The organism is uncultured Bradyrhizobium sp., from assembly GCF_936943645.1.
Lineage (GTDB): Bacteria > Pseudomonadota > Alphaproteobacteria > Rhizobiales > Xanthobacteraceae > Bradyrhizobium.
The window spans coordinates 134,703-157,160 of the sequence record NZ_CAKZJO010000052.1; the positions used below are offsets into that span (position 1 = coordinate 134,703).

Annotated in this window: 17 protein-coding genes; 9 read left to right on the forward strand and 8 right to left on the reverse strand. The window is 64.9% G+C overall.

The window, feature by feature from the left end; all coding sequences use genetic code 11:
- The first annotated feature begins 134 nt into the window (after positions 1–134).
- From Q0743_RS11470 to Q0743_RS11480, 3 genes are all read left to right on the forward strand, one after another.
- Positions 135–3,065 (forward strand): winged helix-turn-helix domain-containing protein, encoded by a 2,931-nt coding sequence (locus Q0743_RS11470; RefSeq protein ID WP_298241630.1) that lies wholly within the window; start codon positions 135–137, stop codon positions 3,063–3,065.
- Between the two features lie 98 nt (positions 3,066–3,163).
- Positions 3,164–4,813 (forward strand): thiamine pyrophosphate-requiring protein, encoded by a 1,650-nt coding sequence (locus tag Q0743_RS11475; protein ID WP_298241727.1) that lies wholly within the window; start codon positions 3,164–3,166, stop codon positions 4,811–4,813.
- Between the two features lie 86 nt (positions 4,814–4,899).
- Positions 4,900–7,380: a GAF domain-containing protein gene (locus Q0743_RS11480; protein WP_298241631.1), complete on the forward strand. Its 2,481-nt coding sequence runs from the start codon at positions 4,900–4,902 to the stop codon at positions 7,378–7,380.
- A 4-nt stretch (positions 7,381–7,384) separates the two neighbouring features.
- Here Q0743_RS11480 and Q0743_RS11485 read toward each other — a convergent pair whose 3' ends face one another.
- Together Q0743_RS11485 and Q0743_RS11490 are read right to left on the reverse strand one after the other, a co-directional pair.
- On the reverse strand, positions 7,385–8,968 hold the full coding sequence (locus Q0743_RS11485; RefSeq protein WP_298241632.1) for an MDR family MFS transporter: 1,584 nt from the start codon (positions 8,966–8,968) through the stop codon (positions 7,385–7,387).
- Between the two features lie 162 nt (positions 8,969–9,130).
- Positions 9,131–9,646, reverse strand: a complete 516-nt coding sequence (locus Q0743_RS11490) for a YcgN family cysteine cluster protein (protein WP_298241633.1) — start codon at positions 9,644–9,646, stop codon at positions 9,131–9,133.
- Positions 9,647–9,942: 296 nt separating this feature from the next.
- On the opposite strand from Q0743_RS11490, the gene Q0743_RS11495 reads away from it, so the two are divergent.
- From Q0743_RS11495 to Q0743_RS11510, 4 genes are all read left to right on the forward strand, one after another.
- Positions 9,943–12,228 (forward strand): transglycosylase domain-containing protein, encoded by a 2,286-nt coding sequence (locus tag Q0743_RS11495; protein ID WP_298241634.1) that lies wholly within the window; start codon positions 9,943–9,945, stop codon positions 12,226–12,228.
- Between the two features lie 9 nt (positions 12,229–12,237).
- On the forward strand, positions 12,238–12,816 hold the full coding sequence (locus tag Q0743_RS11500) for a DUF1214 domain-containing protein (RefSeq protein ID WP_298241635.1): 579 nt from the start codon (positions 12,238–12,240) through the stop codon (positions 12,814–12,816).
- On the forward strand, positions 12,813–13,397 hold the full coding sequence (locus Q0743_RS11505; protein ID WP_298241636.1) for a DUF1254 domain-containing protein: 585 nt from the start codon (positions 12,813–12,815) through the stop codon (positions 13,395–13,397). Before Q0743_RS11500 ends, Q0743_RS11505 begins: the two co-directional genes overlap by 4 nt.
- A 455-nt stretch (positions 13,398–13,852) precedes the next feature.
- Positions 13,853–15,883 carry a hypothetical protein gene (locus tag Q0743_RS11510; protein ID WP_298241637.1) on the forward strand — a complete coding sequence of 677 codons (2,031 nt, stop codon included), beginning with the start codon at positions 13,853–13,855 and terminating at the stop codon, positions 15,881–15,883.
- A gap of 336 nt (positions 15,884–16,219) precedes the next feature.
- Here Q0743_RS11510 and Q0743_RS11515 read toward each other — a convergent pair whose 3' ends face one another.
- The 6 genes from Q0743_RS11515 to Q0743_RS11540 all read right to left on the reverse strand — a co-directional run bounded on the left by Q0743_RS11515 (position 16,220) and on the right by Q0743_RS11540 (position 21,449).
- Entirely contained in the window at positions 16,220–17,200 is a 981-nt protein-coding gene (locus tag Q0743_RS11515; RefSeq protein ID WP_298241638.1) for a phosphatase PAP2 family protein, read from the reverse strand.
- Between the two features lie 205 nt (positions 17,201–17,405).
- Positions 17,406–17,684: a hypothetical protein gene (locus tag Q0743_RS11520; RefSeq protein ID WP_298241639.1), complete on the reverse strand. Its 279-nt coding sequence runs from the start codon at positions 17,682–17,684 to the stop codon at positions 17,406–17,408.
- 101 nt (positions 17,685–17,785) lie between these two features.
- Positions 17,786–18,211, reverse strand: a complete 426-nt coding sequence (locus Q0743_RS11525) for a hypothetical protein (RefSeq protein WP_298241640.1) — start codon at positions 18,209–18,211, stop codon at positions 17,786–17,788.
- 218 nt (positions 18,212–18,429) lie between these two features.
- Positions 18,430–19,608, reverse strand: coding sequence for an MFS transporter (locus Q0743_RS11530; RefSeq protein WP_298241641.1), 1,179 nt, complete (start codon positions 19,606–19,608; stop codon positions 18,430–18,432).
- A gap of 100 nt (positions 19,609–19,708) precedes the next feature.
- On the reverse strand, positions 19,709–21,082 hold the full coding sequence (locus Q0743_RS11535) for an NAD(P)-binding domain-containing protein (RefSeq protein ID WP_298241642.1): 1,374 nt from the start codon (positions 21,080–21,082) through the stop codon (positions 19,709–19,711).
- A 49-nt stretch (positions 21,083–21,131) separates the two neighbouring features.
- Positions 21,132–21,449 carry a helix-turn-helix transcriptional regulator gene (locus Q0743_RS11540; RefSeq protein WP_298241643.1) on the reverse strand — a complete coding sequence of 106 codons (318 nt, stop codon included), beginning with the start codon at positions 21,447–21,449 and terminating at the stop codon, positions 21,132–21,134.
- Between the two features lie 124 nt (positions 21,450–21,573).
- Between Q0743_RS11540 and Q0743_RS11545 the strand changes: the two genes are divergently transcribed.
- Both Q0743_RS11545 and Q0743_RS11550 read left to right on the forward strand, forming a co-directional pair.
- Entirely contained in the window at positions 21,574–21,936 is a 363-nt protein-coding gene (locus tag Q0743_RS11545) for a helix-turn-helix transcriptional regulator (RefSeq protein ID WP_298241644.1), read from the forward strand.
- Positions 21,929–22,456 (forward strand): arsenate reductase ArsC, encoded by a 528-nt coding sequence (locus Q0743_RS11550; RefSeq protein ID WP_298241645.1) that lies wholly within the window; start codon positions 21,929–21,931, stop codon positions 22,454–22,456. The genes Q0743_RS11545 and Q0743_RS11550 overlap by 8 nt, the downstream gene beginning before the upstream one ends.
- Positions 22,457–22,458: the final 2 nt, after the last annotated feature.

Consider the following 22,458-nt stretch of genomic DNA (forward strand, 5'->3'; position numbering starts at 1 on the left):
CAAGAGCGATTTTGTCGCAGCCATTCTGCCGGCAAGTGCGGGCGGCAATCGTGCGAATTCAGAACCACTGACTTCTACAGGTATGCAGCGCATGATAATTACAGACGATCTCTTCGATCGATTGGCAATGATCAATGCAGGCTGCCACCGAGACACGGCAACGGGGCACACGCCGACAGGAACTCACCTACTGCTTCGGGCCGTTTCGACTGGTTCCCCGCCGCCAATTGCTCCTGCTCGACGGACGCCCCGTCAAATTGGGCGGGCGCGCATTCGAGCTCCTGCAATTGCTGGTGCAGCGCCGCGGCGAGCTGGTCAGCAAGAATGAGCTGATGGCGGCGGCCTGGCCAGGCACCTTCCTTCACGACAGCAATCTCAAGGTCAACATGTGGAGCCTGCGGCGTTCGCTGGGCGATACCCAGACCGAGCCCGTCTACATCGCGACCGTGGCACGCCGCGGCTACAAGTTCATCGCGGACGTGCAAATCAGCATGGGCGAGATCGGGGACGATCCTGCGCTCACCGAGCCAGGCCCATCGTCCCGGCTGCCATTGTTGCGCGGCATCGTCGGTCGTGAAGCGGAAATCGTCGAAATCGCCGAACTGTTGGCCGACGACAGGCACGTGACCCTGGCCGGCACAGGAGGAATCGGCAAGACGACGGTTGCCGTTGCGGTCGCCCAGGCGTTTGCGCCACGGTGCCGCGACGGCGTCTGCTTCGTCGATCTCGCCACCATTTCCGATCCGACGCTGTTCGGCGCGGCGCTGGTGACGGCACTGGGCATCAGAGGCAATACGGACAACGCTCTTGCGGCGGCCCTCGACTATCTGAGGCCGCGGCAGATGCTGCTCATTCTCGACAATTGTGAGCATGTGCTGCCCGCCGCCACGATCTTCGCCGGCAGGTTCCTGAGTGACACATCGCCGTCCAGGCTGCTGGCGACGAGCCGGGAACCGCTCGGCACCGCCACCGAGCATGTCGTGCGGCTTGGCTCGCTGTCCTCACCCAGGCCCGGCCTCGCCCTCACCGTCGATCATGCCGTCAGGTTTCCGGCGGTGCAGCTGTTCGTCCGCCGCGCCGCCGAATGGTCGGACTACCGGTTCGTCGACGATGATTGCGAGGCCGTCGCCGCGATCTGCCACGCGCTCGGCGGCCTTCCGCTGGCCATTGAACTGGCGGCTGCCCAGATCGGCAGATTCAATCCTCGCGAACTGGTCGCGATGCTCGATCAGAAGCTGGGTTTTCGAGCCTCGAGCGCCGAGGGCACGCCGCCGCGCCATGAGACCCTGATGGCGACGATCGACTGGAGCTTCCGGCTGCTGTCGCAGAAGGAGGCAAGGCTGTTCAGTCTGCTGTCGGTGTTCAGCGACGCCTTTGCCGCCGAGGATGCGGCTTTCGTGGCGGAAGCGGCAGGGCTCGCGCCGATCGACGTCGTCACCGGCCTCGGCAGTCTCGTCGCCAAATCGCTCCTGAGCGCGCAGGCCCGCGGAGCGCACCTTCGCTACCGGCTGCTCGACAGTACACGCCGCTATGCAGTCGAGCGCCGCCAGGCCGACCCCGCCTGCAGTCAGGCGCTGCGCCGCCATGCGGAGCGTATGCTTGCGCTGTTCGAACAGTCCGAGGAGGAGTGGAACTGGCGCGAGCCGGCCGACTGGACGGAGCGCTACCTTGGACGCATCGCGGATTTGCGCGCGGCTCTTTCCTGGGCGCTCGGCGAGGAAGGCGATCCCGTCCTCGGAATCAGGCTCACGGTTGCAGCGATCACCTTGTGGTCGGAAACCTTCATCCTGTCGGAAGCGCAAGCGCGGTTGGAGGACGCCCTCGCCTTGGCCAAGATCGTCGCGTGCGACGATCTGTCGAAGGCAAAGCTTGCCTGTGCCCTTGGATGGAGCCTGTTCTACGCCCGCAAGATGTCGAATGAGAACGAGGTTGCCTGGCTCGATGCGATCGACTTTGCAAGGCGCGCCGGCAACGTCGAGTATCGGCAGCGCACGCTGGTGGGCTTTGCCTTTTACCTGTTGCAGATCGGTCAGGTGCCGCGCGCCATAACCCATCTCGAGGAGGCCACCTCGCTGGCTGACCGGGACCCCGACCTGACGGCAACGTCCGAAGCCGATCGTGCGCTGGCGTGGGCTCACGCCTTCGCAGGTGAGTTGCGCAAAAGCCGGCCGGTGCTGGATCGTCTCGCGGCAACCTATTCGTTGGCCGCGGGCCGTTCGCGCAAGGATGCGAATGAGGTCTATCGGTTCATCACCGTCCGCTTCAACCTGCCCTTCGTGGCGTGGATGCAAGGGCAGCCCGAGCACGCGGCGAGGCTCGCCCGCGACGCCGTCGATGCCGCGGACCGCAGCGGCCATTGGGTGTCGCAATCGAACGCATTCGGGCTTGCCGCACTTCCCATCGCGCTCGAAACCGGCAATCTGGACGCGCTCGAAAGCTATACGATGCGGCTGCGTCGCAACCTGGAACGTGAGCGCATCTCGCGTTGGGTTCCGGTCGAGCGCTATTTCTCTGCCTGCCTTCGCGACCTGCGCGGCGATCCCCGCGCCGTGGAGGATATTCGCGCCGCGATCGACGAGCTGATCGAATGTCGCTTCCTGATGCGGATCGGCAGCTACCTCGCGGTCCTCGCCCGCGCTTATCTGCGACAGGGGCGGATCGTGGAGGCGCGCGAAGCCATCGCGCGGGCGATCGACCATCAGGAACGCCAGGGCGAGCGCTGGTGCCGCTCGGAACTTCAGCGGATCGACGCAGCGGTCCTTCTTCACGCCGGCGAGCCGCTGCGTGCCGAAAAGCGGTTGCAGCAGGCGCTCGCCGAAGCCCGCGCCATCGGCGCGATGACCTTCGCCTTGCGCATCTCCAACGACCTCGCCGCACACTGGATGGCGACCGACCGCAGGCCCAGGGCCGTGCGACTGCTCGCTCCGATTTACGACGAGTTCACCGAAGGTTTCGAGACGCCGGATCTGGTTGCCGCATCGCGTCTGTTGCAGCGCATGCGGCCGGCGCCGAGCGGCTGCGGCCATTTCCGCCCGGCGGCGCCGGTGCACGCTCGCGGTGCATAGCAGGCCTACCGCCGTGCTCATCGCGCGCGCTTTACGCTTCCCGGGATTCCTGATCCTCTCTCCCCCAACCGGCCGGATCAACCGGCCAAGCCTTGAGAGTGGAGAGAGACGCCATGAAGCTCGGCACCGCCATTGCGGAAATCATGCGGCGCGAGGGAATCGAGATCCTCTGCGGCTATCCCGTCAACCATCTGATCGAGCATGCGGCCAAGGCCGAGATCCGCCCCGTGATGGTGCGGCAGGAGCGCGTCGGCATCCACATGGCGGATGCGATCTCACGCGTGACGTCGGGGCGCTCGATCGGCGCGTTCTGCATGCAGCATGGGCCGGGCGCGGAGAACGCGATGGGCGGCGTCGCGCAGTGCTTTGGCGAATCCGTGCCCGTGCTGGTGCTGCCGATGGGCTATCAGCGGAGGCTTGCGCATATCGAGCCGAACTTCAATTCCAGCGAGGCGATGAAGCCTTTCTCGAAATCATCCGAGCCGATCATCCTGGCCGCCGAGGTCGCCAACATCTTCCGCCGCGCCTTCACCAAGCTGAAAAACGGCCGCGGCGGGCCTGTGATCGTCGAAATTCCCTCCGACATGTGGAACGAGGAGGTGCCGGAGCCGCTGAACTACACGCCGGTGCTGCGCACGCGCTACGGCGCCGACCCTGTTCACGTGAAGGAAGCAGCCGCCCTGCTCGTCAACGCCAAGCGTGCGGTGATCTATGCCGGCCAGGGCGTGCACTACGCGCAGGCCTGGCCGCAATTGAAGCGGCTCGCGGAGCGGCTGGCGATCCCCGTCACCACCAGCCTTGGCGGCAAATCCGCCTTCCCGGAAACCCATCCGCTCTCGCTCGGCTCCGGCGGCCTTGCGGTGCCGCGCGCTGTGCCGAAATTCCTGACTGATGCCGACGTCATCCTCGGCATCGGCTGCTCGTTCACGGAAACGAACTTCGGCATCGCGATGCCGAAGGGCAAGACCATCATCCATTCCACGCTCGATCCCAATCATCTCAACAAGGACGTCGAGGCAAAGATCGGCCTCGTCGGCGATGCCGGCCTGGTGCTCGATGCGCTGCTGGAGGAGATCGGCAAGACCGTCACCGCGGATCGCGATGCCTCCGCCGTCGCGGCCGAGATCGCCGCCTCGCACAAGGAGTGGCTGGCGAAATGGATGCCGAAGCTCACCAGCAACGATGCACCCCTGAGCCCCTATCGCGTGCTGTGGGACTTGCAGCACACCGTCGACATCGACAACACCATCATCACGCACGATGCCGGCAGTCCGCGCGACCAGCTCTCGCCGTTCTGGAAGTCGACACAACCCCTCACCTATCTCGGCTGGGGCAAGACGACGCAGCTCGGCTACGGCCTTGGGCTTGCCATGGGCGCGAAGCTGGCGAAGCCCGACAAGCTCTGCATCAATGTCTGGGGCGATGCGGCGATCGGCTTCACCGGCATGGATTTCGAGACCGCGGTACGCGAGCGCATTCCGATCATGTCGATCCTTTTGAACAATTTCTCGATGGCGATCGAATTGAAGGTGATGCCGATCTCGACCGAGAAATATCGCTCCACCGACATCTCCGGCGACTACGCCGCCATGGCGCGCGCCTTCGGCGGCCATGGCGAGCGGGTGACGCGGCCGGAAGATATCATCCCCGCAATCAGGCGCGGCATCCAGAAGACCAAGGAAGGCATTCCGGTGCTGCTGGAGTTCATCACCAGCAAGGAGACTGAAGTGTCCCGGCCCGGCACGTGAGGCAAGCCGGACGCTGGCTCCGGCCGCAGGGGATGTGATAATCCGGCCTGGTGCTGCGCCTGTCGTGGCATCAAGCCGGATTGCAGATGACCAACCCTCCGAAGAATATCGCCGACGAACTCGCAGCCGAGAATGCGCGGCTGCGCAGTGAGCTCGCGATTGCGCGGGACCGCCAAAGCGCCAGCGCCGAGATCCTGCGCACCATCGCGGCCTCGCCCTCCGATGCCCGGCCGGTGTTCTCGGCGATTGCGTCCAGTTCCAGGCGACTGCTCGGCGGCTTCTCCGCCACGGTGCTCCAGTTCATCGGCGATGAGCTACATCTCGTCGCCTATACGCCGACCAGCCCGGAGGCCGACGAAGGGCTGAAGGCGTCGTTCCCGCGCAAGATCTCCGAGTTTCCGACCTTTGCGCTGGTGCGCGGCGGCGAGACTATCCAGTTTCCCGACAGCGAGGCCGCTGACGTCCCGCAGCTGAACCGCGAGCTGGCGCGGCTGCGCGGCTTCCGCAGCGTGCTGTTCATGCCGCTGATGAACCACGGCACGCCGGTCGGCATGATCAGCGTGACGCGCGCCGAGCCGGGCGCGTTCGCGGCCGATCTCGTCCAGCTGCTGCAGACCTTCGCCGACCAGGCCGTGATCGCGATCGAGAATGCGCGCCTGTTCAACGAGACGAAGGAGACGCTGGAACGCCAGACCGCAACCGCCGACATCCTCAAGGTGATGGCGGCCTCACCTTCCGACGTGCAGCCGGTGTTCGACGCCATCGCCGCCAACGCCAACCGGCTGATCGGCGGCTTCTCCACGGCGGTGATGCGCTATGTCGACGGCGCGGTGCACCTTGCCGCGTTCACGCCGACCGATCCGGCCGGTGATTGCGTGCTGCAGGCCTCATTCCCGGTCCCCTTCGCGCGCTTCCCACCCCATCAGCTCGTGGCGAAGGGAGCCGCGGCGCAATTGCCCGACACCGAGCTGGAACCGGCCGCGCGCGACATCGCGCGTGCCCGCGGCTATCGCAGCATGCTGTTCGCACCCCTGATGAGCGAGGGCGAGGCGATCGGCCTCATCATCGCGACGCGTCGCGCCACCGGAGCGTTCGCCGACCATCACGTGCGGTTGCTGCAGACCTTCGCCGACCAGGCGGTGATCGCGATCAAGAATGTCAGCCTGTTCAATGCGACGCGCGAGGCGCTGGAGCGCCAGACCGCGACGGCCGACATCCTCAAGGTGATCGCCGCCTCGCCCGCCGACGTCACGCCGGTGTTCCAGGCCATTTCCGACAGCGCCAAGACGTTGATCGGCGGACATTCGTCCACCGTCACCCGCGTTGTCGACGGCATGCTGCACCTGGCCGCCTTCACCACGGACAATGAAGCCGGCAATGCCGATCTGCTCAGCTCGTTCCCCGCACCTTTGTCGTCGGCGGGCATTCACAGCCGGGTGGCTCAGAGCGGGGAATATGCCTTCCGCAGCGACATGCAGAACGAGCCTGATCTGACCGAGGCCATGAAGGAGCTGGCGCGCACCCGAGGCTATCGCAGCATCCTGGTCGTGCCGATGCTCCGCGACGGCATCGCGATCGGCACCATCGCGGTGACGCGGCCACAAGCCGGTCAATTCCCGGACAAGGCGATCAACCTGCTCAAGACCTTCGCCGACCAGGCCGTGATCGCGATCGAGAACACGCGCCTGTTCAACGAGGTGCAGGACCGCACGCGCGAGCTTGCCAGATCGCTCGACGATCTGCGCGCAGCCCAGGACCGGCTGGTCCAGACCGAGAAGCTCGCTTCGCTGGGCCAGCTCACCGCCGGCATCGCGCATGAGATCAAGAACCCGCTCAACTTCGTCAACAATTTCGCGGCGCTCTCGGCCGAATTGACCGACGAGCTGAACGAGGTGCTCGCACCTGCCACCCTTGCGGACGATATCCGCAGCGAGGTCGACGAGCTCACAGGGCTCTTGAAGGACAATCTCGACAAGGTCGTGCAGCACGGACGGCGCGCCGATTCCATCGTCAAGAACATGCTGCTGCATTCGCGCGAGGGCGGCGGCGAGCATCGGCTGAGCGACGTCAACGCGGTGGTCGAGGAAAGCCTCAACCTCGCCTATCACGGCGCGCGGGCCGAAACGCCGCAGTTCGACGTGACGCTCGAACGCGACCTCGATCCTGCGGCAGGCGCGGCCGATGTGTTTCCGCAGGAGATCACGCGCGTGCTGCTCAACCTGATCGGGAACGGCTTCTACGCCGTCACCAGGCGCAAGGCGGACAGCGCGGCGGCCGGTTACGAGCCGGTCGTGACCGCCGCGACCCGCGACCGCGGCGACCACGTCGAAATCCGCATCCGCGACAACGGCACAGGCATTCCGGACGAGGTGAAGGAGAAGATGTTCAATCCGTTCTTCACCACCAAGCCGGCCGGCGAAGGCACCGGGCTTGGACTATCGATGAGCCACGACATCGTGGTGAAGCAGCATGGCGGCACGATCGAGGTCGCGACCACGCCGGGCGAGTTCACCGAATTCACCATTCTGCTGCCGCGGAGGAGCAGCTTCCCGGATGGTACGGGCTAGCGCCCTACTCCGCCATCTCGACGGGCTGCTTCGCCGAGGGGCCGGCCAGCGGCCGCTCCTCCATCGCAATCAGGCACAGCGCGGCGGTGGTCATCAGCGCGGTGGCGGCGCCGAACACGTAGCGGAAGGCGTGCCGCATGTCGTCGGCGGGAATCGCAACGCTGCCTGCGGCGTGGTGCTCGCCGGCGAGCGGAACGTCGATGCCGAGCGCGATGAGCAGGATCGCGGCAAAGGCGGCGACCGTGAACGAGGACATCAGCGAACGGAAGAAATTCATCGCACCGGTGATGGTGCCCACCTGCGGGCGCGCGACCGAATTCTGCAGCGAGACCACGCAGACCGGGAACGTGGTGCCGAGCCCGAGCGCGAACGCCGCCATCAGCGTGAGCAGTCCCCACAGCGGCAGTGTGGTGAGCGTGAGGCCGAGACCGCACAGCGCAGCCCAGGACGTCCCGATGATGGCGACGCGCTTGTAATGCTTGGCGCGCGCCATGGTGCGGCCGGCGATCGCCGCGCCGCAGGTCGAGACCGCCGCGAGCGGAATCAGCGCAAGCCCCGCCTCGCTGGCGCTGAGATGATAGACCTGCTCGTAATACAGCGGCAGCTGCACGGTGAGGCCGGTGATCGCCCCGAGGCCGCAGCCGCCGGCGGTCAGCGCGAACGGCGCCACCGATCCGGTCAGCAGCTTCAGCGGCAGGAACGGCTCGTCGGCGCGCCGGGCGTGCCACACGAAGGTCACCGCGAGCGCGACGGCGCCGCCCACCATCGCCAGCACGGTCGGCGACAGCCAGGCATAGCGCGTGCCGCCCCAGGTCAGCACCAGCATGAAGACGACGGCGGAGGCCATCAGCAGCACGCCGCCGAGCCAGTCCACCTTGCGCCTGCGGTGGAACACCGGAATCTTCTTCATGTTCGGCAGCAGCAGCGCGAGGGCCGCGGCCGTCAGCGGCAGGTTGATCCAGAAGATCATCGACCAGTGCAGATGCTCGGCGAACACGCCGCCGATGACCGGGCCCAGAATGCCGCCGACCATCCAGACGCTGGAGAAATAGGCTTGGTACTGGCCGCGCTCGCGCGGGGAGACGACGTCGGAGATCACGGTCTGCACCACCGGCATGATGCCGCCGCCGCCGAGCCCCTGGAGGCCGCGCGCCAGGATCAGCATCGGCATGTTCGGCGCGATCGCGCACAGGATCGAGCCGGCAACGAACAGGCTGAGCGATGTGATGATCATGGCCTTGCGGCCATAGATGTCGCTGAGCGTGCCGAACACCGGCGCGACCGCGGTCGAGGCGAGCAGATAGGCGGTAATCACCCAGGAGAGATTGGAGACGTCCTGGAACTGGCGACCGATGGTCGGCAGCGCGGTCGCCACGATGGTCTGGTCGAGCGCTGCCAGGAACATCGTCAGCATCAGGCTGATGACGATGGTGCGGACCTCGTCCTGCGACAGCGGCACCGGCGGCGCGATGGAGGGGGCGTCATCGACGCTGATGACCTCGCTCGGAAGCCGGGACAGCTCCTCGGCGATGTCGTCGGGCAAAGCCTGGATGTCGGCAGAATGGCTCTGCCGGTCGAACTTGTTCATCTCGCTCGGACGTCGTGGGGCGGCGCAACGCCGCAAAGGATTCGTTCTATGCAGTGCAATGTAGACAGCAAAATTTGTCCCGGGCAGGCACCGCGGCGCATGGGTGCATCCCGCCCCCGGGTCATCCCGAACCCGTGATCGTCGCCAGGACCTGACGGCGGCTCAGTCCTTCGGGCGTCGCTTCAGGCGGGCCCGTTTCGGCAGCTGCGCGGGCCATTGCACGATATGGTCTTCGAGCTCCTCGTCCGGAATGTCCTCCTCGCTGCCCTCGACCCGTCCGCGCACGGAGACGCCGGCTTCGTGCACGGTGTTGGGATCACCCGAGACCAGAGGATGCCACCAATAGAGGTCGCGCCCTTCCGCGACGAGCTTGTAGCCGCAGCTCGGCGGCAGCCAGTTCAGGGTGCGGACATTGGCCGGCGTGAGGCGGACGCAATCCGGAACCTTGTCGGATCGATTCGGATAGTCCTTGCAGGCGCAGCTCGTCCCATCGAGCAATTTGCAGCCGATATGGGTGAAATAGATCTGCCCGGTATCCTCGTCCTCGAGCTTGTTCAGGCAGCAGCGCCCGCAGCCGTCGCACAGGCTTTCCCATTCGCCCGCCGACATCTCTTCCAACGTCTTGGTTTTCCAGAAGAATTCTTCCTGCGGGGAAGGTCGTTTGGGAGCTGCGGTCATGCGCCTCAACAAGAGTTCGAAAGAGCAACGGCGACATCATCTAGGCCGTAGCGCCGGGATGCCGCAAGCAGGCGCTTTTCGAGGCCCGTAATGAACCGGGGTCAATTAGGCCTGTTGTTCAAAATCGCGAGCGTGACCATTGGTTTATGGACCCCGCTCGGCTAGAAGGAACACCAAGTCCCCCCTGAGGATGCGAACCGGGCGCCTTGGGTTTGCCGCAACATTCCCGCAAGACGTTTCGGTGCCGCCCCGGCCGGGTGCTTGAACGCTGTCGAAGCGAGCCTCGAGGGTTCTAGGTGGTCGAGAATACACCATCCAACTGGAAGACCCGCGTCCGGAATTTCTTTCTGGACCTCGACGCGCGCATCGACTCCTCACTGTTCTCCTCGGCCAAGGGCATTCGCGAGCTCTACGAGCGCTACTCGACCTTCATGGACCGGTTCTATGTCGGGCGCTGGAAGCGCTGGGTGTTCATCGAGCCGCTGTCGGAGGCCGCAACCCTCGGCCTCGGCGGCCTGGTCGTGATGCTCACGCTCGCCATCCCCGCCTTCCGCGAGACCGCCGACGAGGACTGGCTGAAGAAGTCCGATCTCGCAGTGACCTTCCTCGACCGCTACGGCAACCCGATCGGCAGCCGCGGCATCAAGCACAACGACTCGATCCCGCTGGAAGATTTTCCTGACGTGCTGATCAAGGCGACGCTGGCGACCGAAGACCGTCGCTTCTACGAGCATTTCGGCATCGACATCGCCGGCACCGCCCGCGCACTCGTCACCAACGCGCAGGCCGGCGGCGTCCGCCAGGGCGGCTCCTCGATCACCCAGCAGCTCGCCAAGAACCTGTTCCTGAGCAACGAGCGCACCATCGAGCGCAAGGTCAACGAGGCCTTTCTCGCGGTCTGGCTGGAATGGCGCCTGACCAAGAACGAGATCCTCAAGCTCTATCTCGACCGCGCCTATATGGGCGGCGGCACCTTCGGCGTCGACGGCGCGGCACACTTCTACTTCAACAAATCGGCGCGCGACGTGACGCTGGCGGAAGCTGCGATGCTCGCCGGCCTGTTCAAGGCGCCGACCAAATACGCGCCCCACATCAACCTGCCCGCGGCCCGCGCCCGCGCCAACGTCGTGCTCGACAACCTCGTCGACGCCGGCTTCATGACCGAGGGCCAGGTGTTCGGTGCCCGCCGCAATCCGGCCTTCGCGGTCGATCGCCGCGACGAGGCTTCGCCGAACTATTATCTCGACTATGCCTTCGACGAGATGCGCAAGCTGGTCGACACCTTCCCGAAATCGTACACCGAGCGCGTGTTCGTCGTTCGCCTCGCCATCGACACCAACGTGCAGAAGGCGGCGGAAGACGCGATCGAGAACCAGCTGCGCCAGTTCGGCCGCGACTATCACGCAACGCAGGCGGCGACCGTGGTGTCCGATCTCGACGGCGGCATCCGCGCCATGGTCGGCGGTCGCGACTACGGCGCCAGCCAGTTCAACCGCGCCACCGACGCCTATCGCCAGCCGGGCTCCTCGTTCAAGCCTTACGTCTACACCACCGCGCTGCTGAACGGCTACACGCCAAATTCGGTCGTGGTCGACGGCCCGGTCTGCATCGGCAATTGGTGTCCGCAGAACTATGGCCATTCCTATTCCGGATCGGTGACGCTGACGCAGGCGATCACCCGCTCGATCAACGTCGTTCCGGTCAAGCTGTCGATCGAGATCGGCCGGAGAAACGAGCCCAAGGCGCAGAACCCGGCCAAGGTCGGCCGCGCCAAGATTGTCGAGGTCGCGCGCCGCTTCGGCCTGAAGGCGCCGCTGCCCGACACGCCGTCGATGCCGATCGGCTCGGACGAGGTCACCGTGCTCGAGCACGCCGTGGCCTATGTGACCTTCCCCAACCGCGGCAAGTCCGTGACGCCGCACTCCGTGCTCGAGGTGCGCACCGGTGCGGGCGATCTGGTCTGGCGCTGGGACCGCGACGGCCCGAAGCCGAAGCAGGCCATCCCGCCGAACATCGCCGCCGACATGGCGGGCATGATGAGCCACGTCGTCAGCGAAGGCACCGCGCGCCGCGCCGCGCTCGACGGCATTCCGACCGCGGGCAAGACCGGCACGACCAATGCGTATCGCGACGCCTGGTTCGTCGGCTACACCGGCAATTTCAGCTGCGCGGTGTGGTACGGCAACGACGATTATTCGCCGACCAACCGCATGACCGGCGGCTCGCTGCCGGCGCAGACCTGGCACGACATCATGGTCGCGGCGCATCAGGGCGTCGAGGTTCGCGAGATCCCCGGCGTCGGCATGGGCCAGAAGCTGCCGCCGCAGCACATGACCAACGCCCAGGCCAACGCGGCGCCGAAGATATTGGAGACCAAGCCGGGCCCGCCGCCGGTGCTGACCAAGCGCGGCGCCGACATCCTGGTGCGCGTCGAGAAGCTGCTCGACGACGCTGCCAGGACCGCGAACAAATCGGCTGACAACGACGGCAAGCCGGCCAAGCCCTCGTCGACGAGCGCGCTCGCCTTCCCGCAGAACTACGCGGAAGAGAATGCGAACGCAGCCACCCCGCGCAAGAACTGATCGAAACCCGTGCGGCTGATCCTGATCACATTGACGGCGCTCCTTCTCGCAGGCGTGGTTGGCGTCGGCGCCACCTGGATGACGACGACGCGCGGCACCGAGATCGGCGCCCTGACCATCGGGGCCTGGACGGCGCGACCGCGCACCGGCACCGCCGACGTCGACCCCTATTCGCGCGCCACCATCGTGCGTAACGGCGAGCTGCCGATCGGCACCGGCGACGGTGTCGCCTTCACCGCGACCGCTGACGACAAGAAGAAGGCGCTCGACGGCCGCTGCGACGTGGTCGTTTCCGGCGTGACGCCGCCGGCACGGTTCTGGACGCTGACGCTGTACGACCGCAAGGGCCATCTGGTCGCAAATTCACTGCAGCGCTACGGCTTCACCAGCCAGGAGATCGTGCGGCAGTCCGACGGCTCGTTCGAGATCCGCATCGCCTCGCGCTCGCGCGCCGGCAACTGGCTGCCGACCGGCGGCATCGAGCGTTACGCCCTGATGCTGCGCCTCTATGACACGCCTGTCGGCGTCGCCACGCGCACCCAGCGCGATGCGCCGATGCCCTCGATCTCGACGGTGGGCTGCTCATGATCCGCCTCGTGTTCACCATCGTTGCCGGGATCTTGCTGGGTCTCGTGGTCCATCTCGTCAGCGTGCTGGCGCTGCCGCGGATCGCGACGCAGGACGCCTATTCGCGCCTGACGCCGATGACGAAGGTGAATGGCGTCACCCAGCTTCCGCTCGCCGATCCCCAGACGTCGCCGATGCCGTTCATGGATCCGGCCTTTGCGCTGGCGATCTGCCGCTATGATCTCACGGGCGGACCGATCAAGCTGACGGTGCCGGTGAGCCAGGCCTACACCTCGGTGTCGTTCTACACCCGCAACGAGATCGCCTATTACGCCATCAACGACCGCTCCGCAGGCCGCAAGGTGATCGAGCTCGACCTGATGACGGAAGCGCAGCACAACGAGCTGCCAGAGGACGAAGAGGTCACCGCGGCCGACCGCCTGATCATCGACTCCCCGACCACGACCGGCCTGATCCTGATGAAGGCGCTGGCCGCCGAGCCCGGCCTGATGCCGCAGGCGCAGGCGACGCTTGCCGCCGCCACCTGCGGCCCGCAGGCCGAGCCGCCCGCCAAGGCCGAAGCGCCGCGCGGCCGGCGCTGAAGCGGATAGTTCGACCGGCTCAAAGCAAAAATTGAAAAAACAACCCCATGCACAGTAGCAGGGGCGTTGAAGTTACTTGCATTTTGAGTGCGCGCGAAGCCGGCCCCGGCGCGACCAACACATCTCTGCCCGCGCCGTCCAGCTTTGACTCGTCGGGCAAAACACCGTCAGAATGACATCATCGAAAGTTCATCACACCGCGCGGAGCAGTCTGTCGCGGGTGTATTCATGTGCGGGCAAAGGTTGGACAAGCTGGGCCGGATACGCTCGAGCGATACCGATAAATTTTTCCAGACAGCTGCCTACCCGCAGATTCGAGCCGGGTTGCCGAGCCAGGATGCCCTCGACAGCGCGCCTCTGGAAGCCTGAAGCAAGCTCCCTTCGCGTGACAATAAAACGTGGAGTTGTTATGATTTACGATAACAATTCAACTGCAGTCAAAGGGGGGGGCGAGGATGTTACCGGCAAGATTGATCGCGGCCTTTTGCATCCTGATGACGGCTGCCACGGCGAGCCGCGGGCAAACCATCCTCCCGAAATCCCTGTCGCAACGCGCACCCGAGCAGTCAATCGCCCAGTCGGAATTGGACAAATACTACGAAGAGCGGCATGCGGCTCAACGGAAGAATACGCCCCGCATCATTTTCGTGCCCGGCATCCTCGGCTCCACAATCGACGAGTGCCGGCCCGATGGCAGTCAGTGCGTGAACATCTGGGGCACCGTCGGCGCCCTGAAACGCGACGTCGATCTCAGCGTAAAGTCGGACCGGACATACCGGACTGACGTTGTCGAGAGCATCTTCTTCAGAAACATATACGGCGGAGTGCTCGATTACATCAGGGCCAAAGCAGACGCCCTGGCCTCGGATCGCGCCGACGATCCACTCGTCACGGTTCTCCACTATGATTGGCGTCTGTCAAACGGATACAACGCAACTCTCCTGCGGGATCGTGTTTGCGCGATCCGGAGCCACGCGGAATCGTCACCGATCGTCATCATCGCGCACAGCATGGGCGGCCTTCTGACCAAGGTGTGGGCCTCGCGATACGCCAGGGAACGTTGCGCCGACGGGAAGGCGCCCGACGTCGCGCAGATCATCTTCGTCGCGACTCCGCATCTCGGTTCGCCGAAGGCCATCAAGGCACTCGCGGAGGGTTACAATATCATCTTTGACGAGCTCGGAGGAGCCAAGCGCTACCTGGGACTCTGGGAGCGCAACTACGTGCTGGCTTCCGTCAATCAAGCCGGGATGGGCTTTCCAAGCATCTACGAGCTGTTACCGATCCGTAGCAGCGAATACTGCAGCTCACGCAAGCCGGCTCTTGCAAAAGCTGCGGTGCCGGTCGTCGGTGACAACGAAAAGCCGGTCAGCCTATTCGATATCGACGCGTGGCGCCGGTATGATCTGCTCCGCCGGATTGGGGCACCGGCGGTTCGACGCAGCTATTATGAGCACGACCTCGCGCCGCTCCTCAAACAGTCCGAGCAGCTTTTGTGCGAAATCGTCGATTTCGACCCATCGTCCATTGCCGACGTGAAGTATTTCTTCGGGCGAGAGAAATCCGATCGCACGTTCGGCTGGTTTCATCTTCGCTCCGGCGGAGCTGGCGACAGCATAGACAAGGCCACTCTCATGCAGGGCGACGGCACAGTTCCGGTCTATAGCGCGCAGAATCTACTCGTCAGCAGTACCCGACAAATCACTGAAATAGAGGCGGATCACACATCAATCGTCAGCAGTGAGGTCGTGCGGCAAACGATCGATGACATCTATGAGCAGGCAATGCGACGCGCCGAGTTGGAGCCGGCGAAGGCGAACCCGAAATACGCCGCGTTGCTGACGGATGAAGCGGCGGCGACAGGCAATTTGCTATCCGTATCTCTCGATCCGGCCGCGTGGTCAAAGGACGACGAGAAGCTAGCAATCGAGCTCAATAGGAATATCCTCGACAAGATGGGTTACAAGGCTGCGGATGTTGCGAAGCTCGCTTCCCTAACGCCGGAAGCGCCCGAACGCGCAAAGCTCTATGCAGTCGCAGCGACCACCGCGAATGAACCATCTCAACGCTTGGCGTGGACCGTCGAGATAGCACGCTCGTCTTATGAGACGGGACGGTTTCTGGATTCGATCGGCAGCTCGAATTACGTCGCTCGTTTTGCGACCAAAGAACTTCCGGCGAACGATCCCGCCACAGAGAGCTTGGTGAAGACGGCCGAGGAGCTGGAGGGATGGGCTTACCTGAAAGATGGGCAGCTGGAAAAATTCAATGAGCGAGCCAGCTCTTATGCGGCAAAATACGCCGTGTCTAAGGATGCCTTCAAAGAGCCGGCATCTTCGTGGTCAACGGCTGTCGGGACCTATAAAGGGCTGGGTAGCGGAAGCGTTGTGTACGACCAGGCCGTGGGCGGACAGATGAAAGTGATCATGTCCGACCCTGCTGGTAGCGGTTTTAGTACGACCGGTGGTTTCCTTAATCGGAAGTGAGCCCACGAGGCGAGCTTCCCCAACCGCAATGGGAACTCAATTCACATGGTGGGGAAGAGTCACCTGCCGTCTCCTTCGTGAGACCGGTTGTCGTTTCCAGCTAATGAATGATTGGGCCGAGGAGATCCCGCGCCCGTTCCGTTGCGGCGCGCGGAAGAAGGCTTCGGAATCGGCCTCCTCGACCACCGCTCCGCGCGGTCCATGAAGACCATGCGGTCGGCGACCTAGCGGGCAAAACCCATCTCTTGTGTGACGCAGACCATGCGTCGGGCAGTCCCGCGCGAGGTCGTCCATGATGTCGAGCACCTCTTTGACTATCCACGCGGCCCGGCAACCTCAAACAATTTCCGATTTTGCAGGAACGGGATAGGCCCGGGCCGATGAAGTACTCTCACCTTGGGTCGCCAATTTGCCTCGCCTACGTCGTTCCGTGGCGTAGATGCTGAGCGCGGCCAGAGCCACGCCTGCGAAGACGTCGACGAAATAATGTCCGCCGATCAGGGGTGTCGCGATGAGCATGCCGCCGTTGAGGATCAGTGCCAGGGGGCGCAGCCACCAGACCGCCCAAAATCCCCACAGCGCAAGCATGGCCGCGGCGGCGTGGAAACTCGGAAACGTGACGATTCCGGAAATCTGGGAGAGCTCGAGAACGCGAAGCGAGCCGTCGCGGGCGAGTGGCAGGCGCTCGAGCTGGATCAGGTAGCCCATCGCCTTGAAGCCCTCGGAATCGGCGGGTAGTCCGTATTGCTGATACGTCCCGATGGCGGGCACCAGTGCCGACACGAGAGCGGTCACGCACACGGTCAAGGTGCAGGCCAGGACGAAGCGCTGCAACCGGACATAGTTCTTGCTGAACCCGAGAACGATGGGAACGGTGAGCGTCGGCGACAGGATCATCGCGTAGAAAAGGACGGCGTATTGCAGCAGCACCGGCCGGGTGACGAAGAAATCATAGTAAGCAGGCCAGTCGAGCCAAAGAAGCTTATCGAGATGAGCGAGGTTGGCGTCCTGCAGGGGAAGATTGGCCGAAGCCGCGATATAGGTCAGCGGAGCTCCGAACAGTCCGAGAACCGTCAATTGCGCGATGGCGAGGAGGACGAACGCCGATCGCGTTCCCCATGCCCGCAAAATCAGATAGCGACCTGAGATCACGAGGCCGGCTGTCATGATCAGGCTCGTCACCAGATCGGTGTCGATGGCCACCGAGAAGTGCGATAGCGCAAGCGCTCCCGCGAGCACTGCGCCCATCGCCGTCAGCGGGATCCAGTTGACCCCATAGAGCCGCCAGGCTTCGCGCTGGTCATCAGCTTCCGCCATTGCAATCCACCCGCATCGCCGCTTTCGCGAAGGTTGTCTTTGTGACGTGTAGCAATCGGTTGTAACAACCCGGATGTACGTGGCCACAAGTTAAGGACGATTGAATTGGCGTGGTCGACTTGAATCCAATTGAAGGAAATCTCCGGGAAGGATCGAGAGCCGCCGCGTCTCGTGCGCAGCATCGCCACCCGGCGTCTCGCAGATGTCAGCGCGCGAACTTGAAGTGAGCGAACGCCGCCGAAGCGATCGTCAACAATGCCGCAGCGATCCAGATCGGTATCAGCACGAAGAGGGCGATCGCGCCCTGCCCGCAGTCACCGCACCCGAACCAGAACAGGACGGGAAAGAGACAGAGCAGGATGACGACGGCAAATCCGGTACCGAGCCAGACACCTCTTTGGCCCCATCGCGCGCCAAAAAGCCATGGCACGGCGGGAAAGCCGATGGACAGACCAACGAGGAGGTTCACCAGGACGTCGAACATGATCTCCGCCCGATCGCGAGCACCGCTCTTGGTCGGCAGCACGCGGCGGACGGTTCAAACCGATGCGTCGGCCCGCGGATCCTCGTCGCCGCCGCGCGGTCCTAACGCTCCTCGGTCGGATGCACCCATTTGTAGGGCGTAATGCTGCGCGTCGGCGTCAGCTTGATCATGTGGACGGGCGGCGCGGACCGTCCCTTCCGGCATGACCGGCATTTGAGCGAGGCCTCCAGCTTCCAGATCGGCGTATCGCGCGGCCGGCGGATCGCATCGAGCGGCAGGCTCGCGCGCGTCTTGCATCTGTTGCACTCGACCTCGAGCCAGCCCATGCCGCCGTTGAGGCATTGGGCGATCGTCGGCGACGGCTGCGAGGGTCCGCCGTAACCCTCCATGCGGACCGACCAGGCTTCGGCTTCGGCCCGGTCGGCCTCGCGAACCGCCTTCTTCGCTTCCTCGCGCGCGTGCTTGGCCGAAATTTCCGCACCGAGAATTCGACCGCTCCAGATGACCTCGCGTGATTTGGTGCTCATGCCGTCATCAAACCGAGGGCGAACAGCGTTGGCAAATTGTCGATCGCTGGTAGGCTTGGTGCGTCATTCGATACTGCGGGTCGTGGGTGTGGACAACCGAGGCTGCAGATTCTTCGGCGGCGCTGGAGCGCCGGGATGATGGAGCGGCACCAGCAAAAGTCGAAAGGCTCGCGCCCGACAATTCAGGCGCGGATGTTCCAGGGCCGACGCAGGCCGGCTTACGCTCGGGGCTTGCCGGACTGTTCCCTCCGCGCCCACAGCAGCGCCAACGGCCCCAGCGCAATTCCGGCCGCGAGCACGATGAACACCAGCAGCCAGCCCCGCGCACTCTGCGGTCCGCCGGCGACGTCGAGCGCGACGCCGGTTCCCCAGGCGCCGAGCGCCGACAAGCCGAAGCCGACCGTGGAATGCAAGGCAAGCGTCGCGCCGCGATGCTCGGAGACCGCCGCAGCCGACATGCCGGCGGTCAACGCGCCGGAATCGGCCGGCACCGTCAGGCCGTAGATCATCAAGAGCAGCGCGAGCACCCATGCCGGGGCCGCCGCGTTGAAGCCGATCACCAGCGCGACGCAGGCGGAGGCGATCATCACCACCGTGATCGCGCGATGCCGTCCGAATTTCAGCGCGGCCTCGTTGCCGAGGATGCTGGCGGGCATCGAGATCACCGCGAAGCAGAAGCTCATCAGCACGGGCGTCATCCAGGACGGCCCGCCCTGATGCGCGACGACGAAGGTCCAGAAGCCGACCAGCCAGGTGCGAATGCCGTAGAGCTCGAAGCAATGCGCGCCGTAACCGAGGATGTAGCCGAGCGCCTCGCGATTGGCGAAGACGGGCGCGAAGTTCAACAGCCGTCCCGCCTTCGGCGCGGGCCGCAGCCCCTGCATCAGAAGGCATGCGGCGACCATCGCGATGGGACCGAAGCCGGTCACGAGAAAGGCGGCGCGCCAACCCCAGTGGTCGGCGACCAGTTGCGCCACCAGGAACGAGACACCGACACCGACCGAGAAGCTCGACGTGTACAGCGTCACCGCCCGCGAGGTGTCGCCGGCGGGAAGTCGGTCGGTCAGCGCCTTCAGGCCCGGCATATAGGCGCCCGCAAATCCGAGGCCGGCAATGGACCAGATCGCGGTCCCCGACCAGAAGCCTTGTGCGAAGACACCGAATGCGACGGTGGCAAGCCCGCTCAAGATCGAGCCCCAGAGCAGGACGAGGCGCGCATCGATGCGGTCGGTCAGGGTCGTCAGCACGGGCACCGCGAGCATGTAGCCGAACGCATAGCCGCTCGCCATCAGCCCGCCTTCAGCCGCCGTGAGTCCCCAGGCCGGCATCAGGTGCTGCGCGAGGTTCGCGGACAGCGTCACATGCGGCAGCAGATTGCCGACCTGACCGATGCACATCACCGCAATCAGCGATCGACCGCTCAGCCTTCGAATGCTCCCCTCCCGTCCGGTGAGACTTTGTTTGCCCAATCCACCAAAGCAGCAGCGGCGATCGGCGTCACGAGCAGCCGCACCCCGCGCGGCCCGCCGTCTTGGCCGCCTCGTCGGCGGCGCAGCAGGCGGATGGTTCTTCCTTCGCCGGACCGCCGCAGCATCCTGCATCCGCGGCCTCGACACCGCCGCGGGTACAGACGCCGGTCTCCGGCAGCACGAGCTCGACCCGTGCGGCGGCCTTCTCGTCGCCGGCGATGTCGGCGGCGATGGAGCGGACCTGCTCGTATCCGGTCATCATCAGGAAGGTCGGCGCGCGGCCGTAGGACTTCATGCCGGCGAGATAGAAGCCCGGCTCGTCATGCGCGAGCTCGCGCGCGCCATGAGGGCGCACCGTGCCGCAGCTGTGCTCGTTGGGATCGATCAGCGGCGCCAGCGCGACCGGGGCCTCGATCGCCGGATCGAGCCGCAGCCGCAGCTCGGACAGGAAAGAGAGATCGGGACGGAAGCCGGTCGAGACCACCAGCTCGTCCGCCACCACGCTGCGCGAGCCTGCCGAAACGCCGAGGCGGCCCTCGGAGTCCGAGAGATGCGTGACGCCAAATCCGGTCTCGACCTTGATCTTGCCCGCGGCCACGAGTGCGGCGAAGGCGGAGCCCAGCGCGCCGCGCGCGGCGAGCTTGTCATTGCGGCCGCCGCCGAACGCCTTTGCTGGATCGTCACCACGCAACAGCCACATGGCTTGCGTGCCCGGCACTTCGCTTGCGAGCTGCGCGAGATCGATCAGCGTGCCCACCGCGGAATGGCCGGCACCGAGCACGGCAACGGTCTTGCCGGCATAGCGGGCGCGCTCAGTGCCGCGCACGTCCGGCATGCCATAGGCGATGCGGCCCGCGCGCTCGCGTTCGCCGATCCCGGGCAGACCGTTGCTGCCGGGGGGGTTGGGAGAGAACCACGTGCCTGACGCGTCGATCACGGCATCGGCATGGAGCGTCTCGGGCCCCTTGCCGTTCTCATAGCGGATCTCGAAGGGCGCCTGCTCCCTGCCCTTGGTCTTCGCCTTGTCGAAGCCGGCACGGCTGATCGCCGTAACCCGGCTCGACGTGCGGATCGCCTCACGCAATGGCGTGCGTGTCGCGAGCGGGGCAAGATAGCGCTCGATCAGCTCGCCGCCGGTCGGATAGGCGTGAGGATCCGGCGAATTCCACCCTGTCGGCGCGAGCAGGCGCGATGCCGCCTGGTCGATATTGTATTCCCAGGGCGAGAACAGCTGGACATGCTGCCACTGACGGACCGCATGCGCGGCTTCAGGTCCGGCTTCGAGCACGATCGGAGACATGCCGCGCTCGAGCACGTGCGCAGCCGCGGCGAGGCCAACCGGCCCGGCTCCGATGATGGCGACCGTCTTGGCAACCGTCTTGGCAACCGTCTTGGCGTTCATTCCGGATTCTCCCATCTTTCTAGAATCATCGAATAATTGAACAAGGAAATCACGCCGCGGTTTGCGTTGCCTTGCATCCGGCTTCGTCGGCACAGCACTCCGCCACCAGGAAGGCGACCAGCCCCCGCATCGCATCGAAGTTCGCGTGGCAGACCAGCGTCGTCGATTCCCTGACCTGACTGACGAGCCCAACCGCAACCAGGGTCTTGATGTGATGCGACAGCGTGGACGCCGGGATCTTCAGCTTCTCCTGCAGACGGCCGACGGGCATGCCCGCGTGCCCGGCCCGGACCAGGGCGCGGTAGATCTGGAGTCGCGTCCGGTTGCCGAGGGCTTCCAGACGTTGAGCTGCGTCATCGATCTTCATGTTGGCACGGTGCGCCAGTCGCCGCCTCTTGTCAAACCGTATTTCTAGAATATTCGAATTATGAACTTCCGGACTGGTAAGATTCAGATTGACGCCACCCCTATAAATCCATAAATCTGGATATATGGAAACAGAAGATGCTGTCCTCGCCCTTGCCGCGCTGGCCCAACCGACCCGCCTGGAAGCCTTCCGGACGCTGGTCAGGCACGAGCCCGGCGGCCTTGCCGCCGGTGACCTCGCCCGGCTGCTCGAAGTGCCGCAGAACACTCTCTCCGCGCATCTGGCGATCCTGAGCCGGGCGCGCCTCGTCGCCTCCGAGCGGCACAGCCGCTCGATCGTCTACCGCGCCAATCTCGACGAATTCCGCGACGTCGCGCTGTTCCTGCTGCGCGATTGCTGCGGCGGACGGCCGGAGGTCTGCGAACCCGTCGTCGAGACGCTGCAATCCTGTTGCGCGCCGAAACGCAAGGAGCGAAGCCGTGCCTGACCAGATCTACAACGTGCTGTTTCTGTGCACCGGAAATTCGGCGCGCTCCATCCTGGCCGAGTCGATCCTGCGGAAGGACGGTGCCGCCCGCTTTCGCGCCTTCTCCGCCGGCAGCGCGCCAAAGGGCGCAGTGCATCCGCTGGCGCTGCGCACGCTGCAGGCGATGGATTACCCGATCGACGGCATGCGCTCGAAGAGCTGGCTGGAGTTCGCCGCGCCTGACGCGCCGGTGATGGATTTCGTCTTCACCGTCTGCGACAACGCCGCAGGCGAAGCCTGCCCGATCTGGCCGGGCCAGCCGATGACCGCGCATTGGGGCATCGAGGATCCTGCCGCGGCAGAGGGGTCGGACCTGGAACAGCAGGCGGCGTTCGTCACCGCTTTCCGCTATCTCAAGAATCGGATCGACACCTTCGTGAACCTGCCGCTGAGGAGCATCGACAGGCTGTCGCTCGGCACCAGGCTGCGCGAGATCGGCCGCGCCGACGGCGCGGCATCCGGCAGAAACGACGTGGCGTGACC